This is a genomic window from Rhodococcus sp. AW25M09 (assembly GCF_000333955.1).
In the GTDB taxonomy this organism is placed as follows: Bacteria; Actinomycetota; Actinomycetes; order Mycobacteriales; family Mycobacteriaceae; genus Rhodococcoides.
Genome location: NZ_CAPS01000070.1, coordinates 51,894 through 65,191, shown reverse-complemented (window position 1 = coordinate 65,191; position 13,298 = coordinate 51,894). Strand labels below are relative to the sequence as shown.

At 64.0% G+C, this 13,298-nt stretch carries 15 protein-coding genes and 1 tRNA gene; 4 read left to right on the top strand and 12 right to left on the bottom strand.

Annotation, left to right across the window (positions count from 1 at the left end):
* Positions 1 to 9: 9 nt before the first annotated feature.
* The gene (locus RHODMAR_RS13875) at positions 10 to 477 is read right to left on the bottom strand and encodes a universal stress protein (protein WP_008715553.1); all 468 of its coding nucleotides are present in this window, start codon (positions 475 to 477) and stop codon (positions 10 to 12) included.
* A gap of 116 nt (positions 478 to 593) precedes the next feature.
* Between RHODMAR_RS13875 and RHODMAR_RS13870 the strand changes: the two genes are divergently transcribed.
* A complete protein-coding gene (locus RHODMAR_RS13870; RefSeq protein WP_008715552.1) occupies positions 594 to 1,349 on the top strand; it encodes a GAF and ANTAR domain-containing protein in 756 nt (251 codons plus the stop codon).
* 26 nt (positions 1,350 to 1,375) lie between these two features.
* On the opposite strand, the gene RHODMAR_RS13865 is transcribed toward RHODMAR_RS13870, so the two are convergent.
* From RHODMAR_RS13865 to RHODMAR_RS13860, 3 genes are all read right to left on the bottom strand, one after another.
* A complete protein-coding gene (locus RHODMAR_RS13865) occupies positions 1,376 to 2,842 on the bottom strand; it encodes an MFS transporter (RefSeq protein WP_008715549.1) in 1,467 nt (488 codons plus the stop codon).
* A 55-nt stretch (positions 2,843 to 2,897) separates the two neighbouring features.
* A complete protein-coding gene (locus tag RHODMAR_RS28280; protein ID WP_157226100.1) occupies positions 2,898 to 3,047 on the bottom strand; it encodes a hypothetical protein in 150 nt (49 codons plus the stop codon).
* Positions 3,048 to 3,121: 74 nt separating this feature from the next.
* Positions 3,122 to 3,589, bottom strand: coding sequence for an NUDIX domain-containing protein (locus tag RHODMAR_RS13860; protein WP_008715545.1), 468 nt, complete (start codon positions 3,587 to 3,589; stop codon positions 3,122 to 3,124).
* Positions 3,590 to 3,687: 98 nt separating this feature from the next.
* On the opposite strand from RHODMAR_RS13860, the gene RHODMAR_RS13855 reads away from it, so the two are divergent.
* Positions 3,688 to 4,521, top strand: a complete 834-nt coding sequence (locus RHODMAR_RS13855) for an oxidoreductase (RefSeq protein ID WP_008715543.1) — start codon at positions 3,688 to 3,690, stop codon at positions 4,519 to 4,521.
* Between the two features lies 1 nt (position 4,522).
* On the opposite strand, the gene RHODMAR_RS13850 is transcribed toward RHODMAR_RS13855, so the two are convergent.
* The gene (locus tag RHODMAR_RS13850) at positions 4,523 to 5,113 is read right to left on the bottom strand and encodes a VOC family protein (RefSeq protein WP_008715542.1); all 591 of its coding nucleotides are present in this window, start codon (positions 5,111 to 5,113) and stop codon (positions 4,523 to 4,525) included.
* A gap of 183 nt (positions 5,114 to 5,296) precedes the next feature.
* Between RHODMAR_RS13850 and RHODMAR_RS13845 the strand changes: the two genes are divergently transcribed.
* Positions 5,297 to 5,938 carry a ScbR family autoregulator-binding transcription factor gene (locus tag RHODMAR_RS13845; RefSeq protein WP_008715539.1) on the top strand — a complete coding sequence of 214 codons (642 nt, stop codon included), beginning with the start codon at positions 5,297 to 5,299 and terminating at the stop codon, positions 5,936 to 5,938.
* On the opposite strand, the gene RHODMAR_RS13840 is transcribed toward RHODMAR_RS13845, so the two are convergent.
* Both RHODMAR_RS13840 and RHODMAR_RS13835 read right to left on the bottom strand, forming a co-directional pair.
* On the bottom strand, positions 5,916 to 6,830 hold the full coding sequence (locus tag RHODMAR_RS13840; protein WP_081605997.1) for an AfsA-related hotdog domain-containing protein: 915 nt from the start codon (positions 6,828 to 6,830) through the stop codon (positions 5,916 to 5,918). The genes RHODMAR_RS13845 and RHODMAR_RS13840 overlap by 23 nt on opposite strands.
* A gap of 225 nt (positions 6,831 to 7,055) precedes the next feature.
* Positions 7,056 to 7,128 (bottom strand) — tRNA-Asn (locus RHODMAR_RS13835).
* Between the two features lie 138 nt (positions 7,129 to 7,266).
* Between RHODMAR_RS13835 and RHODMAR_RS13830 the strand changes: the two genes are divergently transcribed.
* The gene (locus RHODMAR_RS13830) at positions 7,267 to 7,512 is read left to right on the top strand and encodes a hypothetical protein (protein ID WP_042939211.1); all 246 of its coding nucleotides are present in this window, start codon (positions 7,267 to 7,269) and stop codon (positions 7,510 to 7,512) included.
* On the opposite strand, the gene dnaG is transcribed toward RHODMAR_RS13830, so the two are convergent.
* The 5 genes from dnaG to RHODMAR_RS13805 form a co-directional block, all read right to left on the bottom strand.
* Positions 7,509 to 9,425, bottom strand: a complete 1,917-nt coding sequence (gene dnaG / locus RHODMAR_RS13825) for a DNA primase (RefSeq protein ID WP_008715531.1) — start codon at positions 9,423 to 9,425, stop codon at positions 7,509 to 7,511. The genes RHODMAR_RS13830 and dnaG overlap by 4 nt on opposite strands.
* Positions 9,426 to 9,477: 52 nt before the next feature.
* A complete protein-coding gene (locus RHODMAR_RS13820; protein WP_008715529.1) occupies positions 9,478 to 10,752 on the bottom strand; it encodes a deoxyguanosinetriphosphate triphosphohydrolase in 1,275 nt (424 codons plus the stop codon).
* 1 nt (position 10,753) lies between these two features.
* A complete protein-coding gene (locus tag RHODMAR_RS13815; protein ID WP_008715527.1) occupies positions 10,754 to 11,470 on the bottom strand; it encodes a YdcF family protein in 717 nt (238 codons plus the stop codon).
* Positions 11,471 to 11,537: 67 nt separating this feature from the next.
* On the bottom strand, positions 11,538 to 12,146 hold the full coding sequence (locus RHODMAR_RS13810) for a response regulator transcription factor (protein ID WP_008715525.1): 609 nt from the start codon (positions 12,144 to 12,146) through the stop codon (positions 11,538 to 11,540).
* Positions 12,143 to 13,258: a sensor histidine kinase gene (locus tag RHODMAR_RS13805; protein ID WP_042939209.1), complete on the bottom strand. Its 1,116-nt coding sequence runs from the start codon at positions 13,256 to 13,258 to the stop codon at positions 12,143 to 12,145. The genes RHODMAR_RS13810 and RHODMAR_RS13805 overlap by 4 nt, the downstream gene beginning before the upstream one ends.
* Positions 13,259 to 13,298 lie beyond the last annotated feature (40 nt).

Sequence of the window (13,298 nt, the reverse complement as noted above, 5' to 3'; positions counted from 1 at the left end):
CCGCCTCACTCAGGGCACGACGGTCACCGGCCAGCGTCCTGCTTTGACCAACCGCACCGCCACCGAGCCGGCGATTCGATGCCCAGCATTTTCGGACGCTCCCACGACGACGGCGTCGGTGCGCAACTGTTCAGCCACGGCGATCAGACCGTTGTACGGATCGCCCTGCGCGGTGCGGAACTGCCAGCGCACCTGTTCCCGATCCCCGAACCGGGCGGCCGAGGTTCTGATGTAGTCGAGTAGCTCGTCGGCGATCTGCTTGCCGGTTTCCACCATCGAGATACCGGCCTGGCCCCAGGACGCCGTCGCAATGGGTTGCACGTACACGAGCACCAGCAGCGATCGTTGTCTGCGGGCGAGTCCTGCGGCGTAGGCGGCAGCGCGCCAGGACGAATCGGAACCGTCGACCCCCACCACGATCGACTTCGGCCCGTCGTGTCCGTACTCGAAACCGGTGGACTCCTGCGCATCGCTCACGAGTCGAGGCTACTGCCGGTACCCGCCCGTCCGAGCGCCCCACCTGGCAACCGGTACGGTTGGTACACCTCGAGTCCCGGTCACTCGAACGACGAAACCCTGGACGGGAGCAGCACATGAACGACGATTCGCAGTTCGACGCCACTCCGGTCGTTCCCGCAGACATAAACCCTGTCCCAACGACCGACCCGGCCACCGTGTTCGCCGCATTGGCCGACATCGTGTACGGCGGCAGTAGCGCCGAGCAGGTCTACACGGCCATCTGCAATGCGGCCACCCTGCTGGTGCCGCACTGCGATCATGCGAGCTTGATGCTGATGCGGCACGGCAAGGCCGTCACCGTCGCGGCCTCGGACGACATTGCCCGAGTCGTCGACGACATCGAGCGCGCCACCGGCGAAGGTCCGTGTCTCGACGCCATCACCGACGAAGCAGCGCAACTCGAAGCAGACTTACGGACGCCCACTCAGTGGCCTGCGATGGCTCGCGGCGTGCTGAACAGAACTCCGGTCCGCGGCGCAATGGGATTTCGGCTCAAGGTCGACGAGCAGAAGGTGGGCGCGCTCAATCTGTTCACCGATACTCCCGGCGTCTTCGATTCCGACAGTGCCGAAAAAGCAATCATCCTGACAGCCTTCACAGCGGTCGCGGTCGCAGCGATGATGAACGGACAGGAAGCGTCGACGCTGCGTGACGGCCTCGAAAGCAACCGGGAGATCGGCAAGGCGATCGGGTTGATCATGGCGCTGCACGACGTGTCCGGCGACGAGGCGTTCGCGTTGCTGCGTAAGTCCTCCCAGGACTTGAACGTGAAGATTGCCGACCTCGCGGCTACCGTCGTCGAGCGACACAGCAAGGGCCTGAAGAGCTGAACACTTGAAGAGCTGGGCAACAGGGCTCAGTGTGCGCCCTGAACCTTCTTGGGGAGGGCGAAGACCAACGCCAGCGCCACCACACTGAATGCAGCACTGACGGCCATCGCCATGGCCGCGCCGTGCAGAAAGCCTGATCCGACGGTGTCGGGGCCGGTGATGTTCAGAGACCCGAACAGCACGCTGCCGATGACGGCGATCCCGATCGCCGAACCGACGCGCTGCATGGTCGAGATGACCCCACTTGCCGCGCCGGCGTCGCTCGGGTCCACCGTCGCGACGATGAACTGCGCGTTGGGTGCGATGAACGCACCGTTGCCCAGGCCCGCCACGAACAGTGGCACCAGCAGTGTCCAATGCGAAATCGTCTCGGCGGAGCTGGTCGCCAGGATGATCCACAGCCAGATCAGCCCGATGGCGACAAGTGCCGCGCCGAGGATCAGGACGGTGCGACCGAGGCGGACCGTCAACTTGTTGCTCTGCGAGGAGGCGATGATGCTGCCGATCGCGAACGGTATCGACACCAGTCCCGCCGATAGTGCCGTGTTGCCGAGTCCGGTCTGCCACAACAACGAAATGGTGAAGAAGATGCTGGTGAAGGCTGCGAAGTAGACGAGCGCGAGAATCACGCCCCCGGTGAATGCAGGGTGGGTGAACAATCGAGGTGGCACGAGCGGATTGTGTCCACGGCCGGTATGGATCACTTCCCACCAGCCGAACAGCGCAATCAGACCCAGTCCGGCCACGATCGTCAAGTAGGTCCAGAGCGGCCAGCCCAGTTCCTGGCCTTCGATCAGCGGAACGAGCAGAGCGATCAGGCCCCCCGATATGAGAACCAGTCCGAGCCAGTCGATTCCGGGGACAGCCGCCGGCGCAGACTCGTCTTTCTTCGGCAGGAGCACTGCGGCTGCAACGAGACCGATTATTCCGATGGGCAGATTGACCCAGAAGACCAAACGCCATCCGTTCTCGTCTCCGAATGCCTGAATGATCAAGCCTCCGATGATGGGGCCCAGCGCCGTCGACACACCGATGACGGAACCCAGGATGGCAAAGGCCTTACCTCGCACAGGTCCCGGGAACAGCAACTGGATGAACGCCGTGACTGCGGGTACGAACATCCCGCCGGCCAGGCCCTGAACCACCCTGGCAACAACCAGCTGCAGATCGTTCTGCGCCAGGCCACACGCAAAGCTCGCCACGGTGAACAGCGCGAGCCCGGCGAAGAACACCCACTTGTGCCCTATGCGGTCGCCCACTTTGCCCGCCGGGATCAAGGCGAGCCCGAACGCCAATGCGTATCCCGAGATGATCCACGACAGAACCGACTCAGACGCGTCCAGGGTGGTGCGGATCGTCGGCAAGGCCACGTTGACGATCGTGGTGTCGAGGAGCGCCATGAACATGCCGAGCAGCAGAACCACGAGCGCCTGCCATGCACGCTTGGGTACTTCGGTCGCAGGCTGAGTTGTAGAGGCAATGCCGTCGGTCACTGCGCGGCCCTTCGTCGTAGTCGCTGAACAGTACCGACCAATCGGTCTGCTGGTACTAGTTGATCATCGCGGTCGCGGCGAACACCCACGACAGCCCAGTGGCCAGCACCACGAACGACGATGCGACGACGCGGCCGCCCCACTGTGTCTCCACAAGAGGCGTCTCCGCTACAGCCTTCGCGCCGGTTGCGTCCGTTTGCGTCATTGCTTGATTCCCACCCTGCATCTGCGACTCTCATAATTTCCTGCCGCTGGGTACCCCGGGAAGCCACAACGAAACTAGTTCGCATCGACAACCGCCTCCACAGCGTCGAGAAACGGAAGTTGCGAGGGCAGCAGCTTCTCTCTCGCCTGCTGCAACGGAAACCACTCGATGCGGTCTACCTCGGGAAACGACTTCATGAGGCCGGATTTCGGCGGCCATTCGATCTCGAATGTGTTGCTCACCGCATTCGAAACATCGAGATCGGCTTCGACGCCGAACGCGGTGACGATCTTTCCACCGCGCTGAGTGACCGAGCCGAGCTCCACGCGTGGTCCGGCAGGCACGTCGGCACCGGTTTCTTCTCGAAACTCCCGCCGGGCTGCCGTCCACGCATCCTCGCCGTCGGTGAAGAGCCCCTTGACGATCGACCACGCGCCGTCGTCCTTGCGCGCCCAGAACGGTCCGCCGGGATGAGCGATCAGGACATCGAGGCCGTCGGCACCGACGCGATACAACAGAATTCCTGCACTCGTGTCGACCATGGCCTTCAGCGTGCCATCAAATCGCTTGCTCGTGGCGGTTCGTCATTACTAACGTGAACGCGCCTCACAACCGATTTCACCTCTCGAAGGAGACCGTGATGAACAGGACGGGATCAGACAGGGTCTGGTTGATTACCGGAGCGAGCTCGGGATTCGGACGCGAATTCGTTCGTGCAGCACTCGACCAGGGTGATCGAGTGGTGGCCACCGCCCGCACCGCTACCGATCTCGGAGGTCCGGAGAGCGATCGGTTGCTGCACGCACGGCTGGACGTGACCGATCAGGAATCGATCGATTCTGCCGTGGCTAACGCTCTCGACCGGTTCGGACGCATCGATGTCCTGGTCAACAATGCCGGTTACGGTCTGCTCGGCGCATTCGAGGAGATTGACGAGCGCAGGTTCCGCCACAACGTCGACGTCAACTTCTTCGGCGCGTTGGCCGTCACTCGGGCAGTGCTGCCCTCGATGCGGGCGCGCCGCAGCGGCCATATCGTGCAGATGTCTTCGGTCATCGGAGTGGTACCTGGTCCAGGCGGAACTGCATATGCTGGAAGCAAATTCGCGCTCGAAGGGTTTTCCGAGGCCCTTGCCGCAGAGGTGCGCCATCTCGGTATCGGCGTCACGATCGTTGAACCGGGCCCGTTTCGCACCGAGGCCAGTGGCCGGTCGATGCAGTGGGGAACACCGTTGGACGACTACGCCGCGCTGATCGGGCCGGCCAGAGCGGTATTCGAGGCCACTCATGGAACGCAGCTGGGCGACCCGCGCCGCGGAGCCGATGCCGTCCTGGCGGCGATTTCCTCGGGCTCTCCCCCACTGCGCCTACCGCTGGGCTCGATGTCCTTCGAGTGGATCGAGAGCTATCTTCAGGCTCGAATTGATCAGGTTCGCGACGTCCACCCCGTAGGTTCCGACACCGACTACAGGTGACTCATACAGTCACGAACACACAGAACTCGTTTCCCTCCGGGTCCGCCATGACTGTCCACTCGACGTCCGAGTCCGGTCGCCGTAGCACCCGCGCGCCGAGTGATTCCAGTTCGGCGACAGCGCCGACGAAGTCGACCTCGACATCCCAGTGGACACGGTTCTTGCCGGTCTTGCCTTCGGGAACCGGGGCGAAGACTATCGACTCGAACGGTACTCCGGAAGCGCCCTCGATCGCGTGCCAGCCTTCCTCGCTGACCTCTGTCGCTCCGCCGAGCACCTGTGCCCACCAGCTGGCCAGAGTCTTCGCGTCGAGAGCGTCGACCACTAGTTCGTACATCCTGTAGGGGCCGACTTCCCGCCGGACGAATGCGCAGAACTCCCCTCCATCAGGATCGGCCATCACGCGCCAACCGAATTCGCCCGGGGCAGAAACAGGTGTGGCACCGGGAAGTTCGGTCATTGCCACGTGCACGTCCAGACGGATACGATTCTTGACTGCCTTGAACTCCGGTACCCGATTGATCCAGATGGTCTGCGTGGGCTCCACCCCGCTGAGCTTCACGATGTCGGGCGAGCCCGTACGACTCGACATCGAGTCCGATGGTTGCCGACCAGAAGCTCACCATTGCCTCCAGATTCGTTGCATCGATACACAGATCCTTGAATCTTGCTGTAGACACTGCGCCGATAGTACGCACCCGGCGAGGACTATTTTTCAGCGCCAACATCCTTCTGCCGCCGTGCCACGCACCCAGCCAGCAGCTATGGTCGACCGATGCAAGAGCGTGCAGCGTCGACCAGACAGGCCGTACTCGAAGGAGCAGCGGCCAGTTTCGACAAGTTCGGTTACGGTACAGCAAGTTTGAGCACCATCATCAAGCACGCCAAGGTCAGCAAGGGCGCGATGTACTTCCATTTTTCGTCCAAGGAAGAGCTCGCGCAAGCGGTGATCGATGCGCAGTTGACGATGGCGGCCACGGCTACTGCCGTCATCATCGAGCGCACCCCCAAGGCATTGGACGCGTTGGTCCTCGTCACCAAGGAGCTGGCGCGTCAGCTGCAAACGGAATCGATCGCGCGTGGCGGTATGCGACTGACACTGGAATCGACCACCGCGCACAATCCGAACGCTGAGTCGTTCGACCTCTGGATCCACATGATCGCGGAGTTGACCGCTCGCGCTCAGAGCGAAGGCGACATCGCCGGCAGCGTTGACGTCACAGCGCTCGCGAGGCTGATCGTGGCGTCGTTCACCGGTGTGCAGACCGTGTCCGAGATGCTCACCGGTCGGGCCGATCTACAGCAGCGAATGGCCGAGACCTGGCAGCTGCTGCTGCCGTCGGTGGTACCGCGCCGACGGCTCCCTCGGGTCCTGGCGTTGGTCGAGGGACCACTTATCGACTGGACCGCTCCGTAGGTGCCAGCCACGGCTCCGATGTCGCGGTCACCGACATCGCCGACAGCACCGCTCCGTTGTGCTCGAATTGAATGCGGTGCACGCCGTCCCTCGACGCGGTGTCGACTATCACCGAGCATGGGTTGCTCCACTCGGCGAAACCCATGAACCTCACCTCGAGCGAGGTGAAATCCAGCTCCGGCACTCCGGTCGACAGCCGCAACGCCTGGCGGGCGGCTTCGAGCATCGTCACCCCCGGCAGGTACTCGACCGAGTGATCGAACATCGCCAGGTTGCGAGGATCGGGCGCGACGACGAGGGTTCCATCCGAGGTGTGGCGTGCCAGCACGACGTCGGACGGATCGAAACGTCCCACGGCGGCGGCCTCGACCACTTCCGTGCCGGCCGGCAGGTAACGGAAGTGCGGGTCGGCCATCGACGCAGTGCGAAACGCCGAGTACACCTCGGGACCGATGGACCGGACGGACGCCGTACCGAACGCGACGAGTTGCGTGCCGTTGAGCAGCCGAGCCGACAACTTCACGTTGTCCGTCGACGCGTCGTCGAACGTCACATCGGTCGTGATCGACTCGGCAACAAGCGAATCGTCGATGTTGTCGACCGACAACGGTTCCAGGATCTCGAAGCGAAAGTGCTCGATGAAGACGACGTGGTCGAGTGGCACACCGTGGGTGACGTGACAGAAGAGACTGACTGCTTGTCGCAGCGCCTCGGCCACCATCAACGAATCGTGGGTTCGGCGCACCGGCGCGAACATGCGATGCGAAGTCTGCAACTGCACGGCCGCCCGGTGAGTACCGTCGACGGTTTCGTAATCGGTCAGCAACACGTCTGCCGGCAAACGCCGATGGACGAGGTGACGTGGCACGGTTGCTGCGTAACTCAAACTCATGAAGCCCCTTAAAACCGACCGAACCGGTTTTTTATAGCACTGTTGAGCCACCCGGATCGCTTGCTCAGTATCCCGGGGACCCCCGACAAAACTGGCATCCACCGAAGGGATTCATTCAATCGATATACAGCCAGCTCGGTCGCGAACTGATAACCGACCAGGACGCCTGATAGCGCACCCTCGAAAGACAAAAATCCCCGTCCGGCGTACCGGACGGGGATTGCGCTCCCCCACCTGGACTCGAACCAGGAACCCTTCGATTAACAGTCGAATGCTCTGCCAATTGAGCTATGGGGGATTACCTCGCGGCATCACACTCTCGTGCGAGCCGTTGGAAACAATAGCGCACACCCCCTAGTGACTACCAAATCGCCCTGCTCGAGCGTCGTCGGGCAAGATGGACGAACAGCCGCACGCTCTACGGAAGGACCCACTGATGATTCGTTTGGTACTGGCGGCTGGAGCTGCATATGTGCTCGGTGCCAAGGCGGGCCGGGGCCGGTACGAGCAGATTCGTAAGACGGCCAGCGCCGTCGCGTCGTCTCCGGCCACCAAGAAGGCGATCGACGTCGGCCGTCAGAAACTCTCCGACTCCCTCAACACCCAGCCGCGGCTGGAGCCGATGCAGCCGATCGACGACGAGACCCAGGTCTACGTTCCCCGCGATCAGCTCCGACGCTAACCGACCTCGGCGACACTGCCGACTGCGAGCTCGAGCAGACTTCGGCGGTACTGCTCGAGTGCGATGAGGTCGCCGAACAACGCGTTGTAATCGTCGGGCTTCTCGGCCGGCGACATCCGCTGCAACTTCGACTTCAGTTCGGCCACCTGCTGGCCGACCCACACTTCCTGCAGTCGGGCCAGGACGCCCGAGATGTAGCGCGTGAGGGCATCGTCGGCCACCCTCATCGGATCTACGGCCAGCTCGGTCACCAACGACACCACCACGGGGTCCTTGGCCTGTTTGGCCACGGCATCCACCCACTCCCCTCCACCCAAGCCTGCGACAGTGCCCCCGGCCGCGGCCACCGCGTCACGCACGGCCGAGTACGCCGGGTGATGGAAGCTTTCCGGCGGAAGTGAATCGAACACGGTCCCCGCGACCGCAGGCATCTGCAGTACCGCCTTGAGGGCTTCTCGCTGCGGCCACAGCGTCGGATCGGTGGGATTGGGTCGCGGCGGTCCCGCGGGTGCCTCCGTCGGCTCCTGCTGACGCTTGGCGAAGGGCACGCGTTTGCCGCTGGTATCGCCCCGGGCGCCCTTCTTCGCCTCGTCGCGCACGCGCGCGAGCACCATCGCGGTGTCGTCCCAGCCGGTCCAGCCGGCCAACTGCCTCGCGTACTCGTCTCGCAGTGATGCGTCCTTGATCCGCGCGACCACCGGAACGGTTCGCTTCAACGCTTCGACGCGGCCCTCCGGTGTATCCAGATCGTGCTCTCGCAGTAGCGATTTGACGACGAAGGCGAACATGGGGGTACGTCTGGCCACCAGATCGCGAACGGCGTTGTCACCGGACTTCAATCGCAGGTCGCACGGGTCCATACCGTCGGGTGCGACGGCGACGAACGTCTGACCGGCTATTTTCTGATCACCTTCGAATGCCTTCATGGCGGCGGCCTGACCGGCGTCGTCGCCGTCGAACGTATAGATCACTTCGCCGCGAAAGTAGCTGTCGTCCATCATCAGTCGGCGCAGCATCGCCAGGTGATCCTCACCGAACGCGGTACCGCAGGACGCCACCGCCGTCTTGACTCCGGCCAGATGCATCGCCATCACGTCGGTGTAGCCCTCGACGATGACGGCCTGATGGGACTTCGCGATCTCCTTGCGCGCCAGATCGAGGCCGAACAGCACCTGAGACTTCTTGTACAACATCGTTTCCGGTGTGTTGATGTACTTACCCGGCATAGTGTCGTCGTCGAACAGTTTGCGGGCTCCGAAGCCGATGACGTCGCCGCTCTGACTGCGAATGGGCCACACCAACCGGCGCCGAAAACGGTCGATCGGCGTACCGCGCTTGCCGGGTGTCGCCAGCCCCGCGTCGACGATCTCCTTGGCCTCGAAGCCTTTGCCCAGCAAATATTTGGTGAGGGTGTCCCAGCCGTCGGGTGCGTACCCACAGCCGTATGCCAACGCGGCATGACCGTCGAAGTTTCGTTCGGTGAGGTAATCGCGTGCGGTCTGGGCGTCGGGACCACTGAGCCTGCCCGCATAGAACTCCTGCGCAGCTGCGTTGGCGGCGATCAGGCGAGCACGGGTGCCACGGTCACGTTGGACCGATGGCCCTCCACCCTCGTAGGAAATCGAATAGTTCAGCCGGTCGGCAAGTTGCTCGACGGCCTCGACGAAGGAAATGTGCTCGATCTTCTGCAGGAAGGAGTAGGCGTCACCTCCCTCGCCACAACCGAAGCAGTGATAGTGACCATGATTGGGACGGACGTGAAACGACGGGGACTTCTCGTCGTGGAAGGGACACAAACCCTTCATGGAGTCGCCGCCGGCACGCTTGAGCGAGACGTAGTCCCCGACTATGTCTTCGATCCGTGTGCGTTCACGAATGGCGGCGATGTCGCGTTCAGGTATTCGGCCGGCCACGAGGGCAGTCTAGTCCCGTTCCGGACCTACCCATATTCGGTCCGCGGCGCGATCAGCCCCAGCTGGCCTGAGCTCCCAGTGAGCGCTTGTCGATCAGTTCGAGTCGGCTTTCGGTGTACGAGGCGATCTGGTCGACGACCACTCGGGTTCGCTCGGCGTCGCTGGCAGCGCGCTGCCAGGCGGGAACCAGGATGGGATCCAGCTCTCCCGGAGCCGAGCGCAGCAACCATTCGGCGACGCGGTGGATACGGTCGCGTTGGCGCTCCTGGCGGATCTTGTGGCCGGCATCGGACATCACGTACCGCAGCGCCATGGTCTTGAGCAGCGCCACTTCCGAACCGACGATCGACGGCACCACGAGGTCGGCGTCGTATCGGCTCAGCGGCGCGGTGCCGTACTTCTCACGGGTGCCCTCGATGGCCGCGGTGGCGAAGCGCCCGACGAGTTCACTGGTCATGTGCTTGAGCGCGACCGACGCGGCGAGGGTGCCGTCGTAGCGTCCGACCGCAACCACGACGGGCATCCTCGACAACCGGTTCGCAGCTTCGATCAACTCCTCGACGTCGAGTCCCCGGAATTCCGAGACGCCGAGTTCGGCGAGGGCGCGTTGCTCGATCGGATCGGACAGCGCACGAAGGTCGATTCGGGCGTCGATCACACCGTCCTCGACGTCGTGTACCGAGTAGGCGACGTCATCGGACCAGTCCATGCTCTGCGCTTCGAGGCACTTGTGCCTGTCCGGTGCACCGCTGCGAACCCAGGTCAGAATGGCGGAGTCGTCGTCGTAGGCACCGAATTTCGCGCCGGGGGCCGGCCGGATCCACGGATACTTGGTCGCGGCATCGAGGGAGGCTCGGGTCAGGTTCAATCCCGCGCTGCGACCCTCGGCGTCGAGGATCTTCGGCTCGAGTCCGGTGAGAATGCGCAGGTTCTGCGCGTTGCCCTCGAATCCACCACAGTCCTCGGCCACTTCGTCGAGGGCGCGTTCGCCGTTGTGGCCGTACGGCGGATGACCGATGTCGTGTGCCAACCCCGCGAGGTCGACCAGATCGGGGTCACTACCGATGCCTTCGGCGATGCTGCGGCCGATCTGCGCCACTTCGAGCGAGTGCGTCAACCGAGTGCGCGGGGTGTCTCCGTCCCGCGGCCCGGTCACCTGAGTCTTGTCGGCGAGCCGGCGCAGTGCAGCGCAGTGCAGCACCCGCGCCCGGTCGCGTGCGAACGCACTTCGATGCGAGGCGTTGTCTGTGCCCGGTTTCAGTCCCGCCGTCTTCGGGGGTTCGGGGACGAATCGTTCGACGTCGTGCGCCGAGTAGGTGCCGGTCATGTCACTGGCCTGCCGTGTAGGAGAAGTCTGCGGTGAAGTGAGTCAGCTGGTACCACAGCAAAGCGCCCGTTTCCCTGGCGATCCCGTGTGCCTGCGATTCCCTGGTATAGACCGCCGGGCCGGTGCGGGTCGGTGAGGTCCACGCGTCGAGTCCGGCATCGCGTGCCATGGTTCGAGTGCGCAGCGAATGCCACGGATCACTGACCAGCACCACCGACGACTTGCCCTGCTCACGGAGTGTGTCGCTCACTGCCTCGATGCTTTGCAGGGTGTCCGAGCCGGTCTCGACGGCCACGATCGCGTCCGCGGGTACGCCCTGGTCGATCAGATAGTTGCGGCCCGACGCGGCCTCGGTGAAGAGGTCGCCTTCCTGTTTGCCGCCGACGGTGACGATTTCCGGTGCGATGCCCCGCTCGTACAGTGATGCGGCCTGCGACAGACGGGCCTCGAACACCGTGGAAGGGGTACCGCTGTACTGGGCCGCGCCGAGTACGACGATGGCGTCCGCCTTGGAGTAGTCGTCGATGCGAGCAACCTGCCATACGCGGACTGCTGTTCCGGCGACCAGCACCACCGCCATCAGGATCACTCCCGCGACCAGGCGACCGGTCCAGCGTCCGAGCGTTCCGAAGAAGCCCAGGCGCTCGGGACCGGGGTCCGAGGCATACCGATCGTCGTACGGATCGCCGTACGAATCTCGGTCGAGAGTTGAATTCACACCTCGAGTTTGCCAGGCCCGAGCATCGAGACGGTCACGGCGCGCCTCGTGGGATCGTTCGTGGGATCTACAGCCACCCGCGGGCCTCGGCCACCCGGACCGCTTCGGCACGGGTGCTGGTGCCGGTCTTACCGATCGCCGAGGACAGGTGATTGCGCACCGTCCCCTCCGACAGGTGCACCGTGGCAGCGATCGAGCCGGCCGTCCCGCCCTGCGCAGCTGCGCGAAGAACTTCCTGCTCACGGGCCGTCAGCGGCGAAATACCGTCGGTGAGGGTCTCGGTCGCCAGCGTCGGATCGACCACGCGCAGTCCCATGTGCACGCGCCGAACGGCGTCGGCCAGCTGCTTGGCAGGGGTGTCCTTGACCACGAATCCCGATGCCCCCGCGTCGATCGCACGACGCAGATAGCCGGGCCGACCGAAGGTGGTGACGATCAGCACCCTGGACTCGGGCGCAACCAGCGCCAGCTCGCCGGCGACGTCGATACCGTTCTTTCCCGGCATCTCCACGTCGAGCAGCACGACATCGGGCCGGTGTTCGAGGACCGCCGCGACCACTTCGTCGCCGCGACCCACCTCGGCGACGACGTCGAGATCGTGCTCGAGCCCCAGCAGAGCTGCAAGTGCACCCCGCACCAGCGCCTGGTCGTCGGCCAACAACAGCCTGATGCTCATTCTGCCGAGACCTCCACCTTGAATCCGCCTGTCGACACCCGGGCGATCGTCAGTGAACCACCCGCGGCCGTCACTCGTTCACCGATGCCTCGTAGACCGTTGCCCCCGGTATCGCAGCCGTCGCCGGCAGGTCCTACTCCGTCGTCCACGATCGAGATGCTCGACGACGTCAGCGTCACCCGGCAGCGCCGTGCGCTGGAATGTCGCACCACGTTGGTCACCGCTTCCCGGAGCACCCAACCGAAGAGTTCGCGGTGCCGCAGCGGCACCAGATCGGCGTCGGCGGGAAGATCGGCCGCGATCCCCGCTGCGGTCAGAGCCGTACGCGCACTCGCCAATTCGGTACCGACATCGATCTGCCGCATGCCGCCGACGGTGCTGCGAACATCGGCAAGCGCTTGCCGCGCAAGAGTTTCCAGTTCGGCGATCTCGACGGCTGCGCGGGCGGGGTCGAGATCGATCAGACGCCCGGCCAGTTCGCTCTTGACGGTGATGACGGTCAGGGAGTGGCCGAGAATGTCGTGGACGTCGCGGCTCATGCGCTCGCGTTCGGCGACGATGGCCAGATCTGCCAGTTGTTGCCGCGCTACCGCCAGTTCGTGGTTGCGTTGAAATACCTGGGTGATGCCCCACGCCGCGGCGGCGCTGATCAGCAACTGGAAGGCGAAGAAGTTGTCGGGCACCCAGGACGAGACGGCGCGGGGTGTGAATTCGACAACTACCGCCATCGCCGCGACCAACGCCCACGCGTGCCGTACCGGAAGAGTCATCATCGCCAGAACCGCGATGTACACCGTCGCCCCGAACCCGGTGGTTCCGATGAGGGCACACATCGCCGCGGTCAGCACAGCCATCTCCGCGAGCGCAATCCATGCCTGCGACGTCGGCAGCGGATGTCCTCGGCGGTGGCCGTTGCGGAAGCGCCAGAAGGTGGTCGTGAACACGACGGCGAAGCCGATGATCGCAGCTATTCCGGTCACGCGCGCTGCCATCGACCCCAACGCAAGGATCTCGTTCAGCGGATAGATCAGGTAGATCAGCCAGATGGCCCCGAACATCCAGCCGAATCGCCAGACCCGCCCCTCGGGCAGGTCGGCGGTGAACGTGGTCATGTCGCCCACGGTATCCCCGTGGGCGACACGATCAGAGGTT

Bases quoted from the DNA above. Each gene is read 5' to 3' on its own strand.
- RHODMAR_RS13855 (WP_008715543.1), top strand. From the start codon at position 3,688: ATGAACAGGACGGGATCAGACAGGGTCTGGTTGATTACCGGAGCGAGC.
- RHODMAR_RS13845 (WP_008715539.1), top strand. From the start codon at position 5,297: ATGCAAGAGCGTGCAGCGTCGACCAGACAGGCCGTACTCGAAGGAGCA.
- RHODMAR_RS28280 (WP_157226100.1), bottom strand. From the start codon at position 3,047: ATGACGCAAACGGACGCAACCGGCGCGAAGGCTGTAGCGGAGACGCCT.
- RHODMAR_RS13810 (WP_008715525.1), bottom strand. From the start codon at position 12,146: ATGAGCATCAGGCTGTTGTTGGCCGACGACCAGGCGCTGGTGCGGGGT.
- RHODMAR_RS13840 (WP_081605997.1), bottom strand. From the start codon at position 6,830: ATGAGTTTGAGTTACGCAGCAACCGTGCCACGTCACCTCGTCCATCGG.
- RHODMAR_RS13805 (WP_042939209.1), bottom strand. From the start codon at position 13,258: ATGACCACGTTCACCGCCGACCTGCCCGAGGGGCGGGTCTGGCGATTC.
- RHODMAR_RS13850 (WP_008715542.1), bottom strand. From the start codon at position 5,113: ATGTCGAGTCGTACGGGCTCGCCCGACATCGTGAAGCTCAGCGGGGTG.
- RHODMAR_RS13870 (WP_008715552.1), top strand. From the start codon at position 594: ATGAACGACGATTCGCAGTTCGACGCCACTCCGGTCGTTCCCGCAGAC.
- RHODMAR_RS13820 (WP_008715529.1), bottom strand. From the start codon at position 10,752: ATGACCGGCACCTACTCGGCGCACGACGTCGAACGATTCGTCCCCGAA.
- RHODMAR_RS13860 (WP_008715545.1), bottom strand. From the start codon at position 3,589: ATGGTCGACACGAGTGCAGGAATTCTGTTGTATCGCGTCGGTGCCGAC.
- RHODMAR_RS13830 (WP_042939211.1), top strand. From the start codon at position 7,267: ATGATTCGTTTGGTACTGGCGGCTGGAGCTGCATATGTGCTCGGTGCC.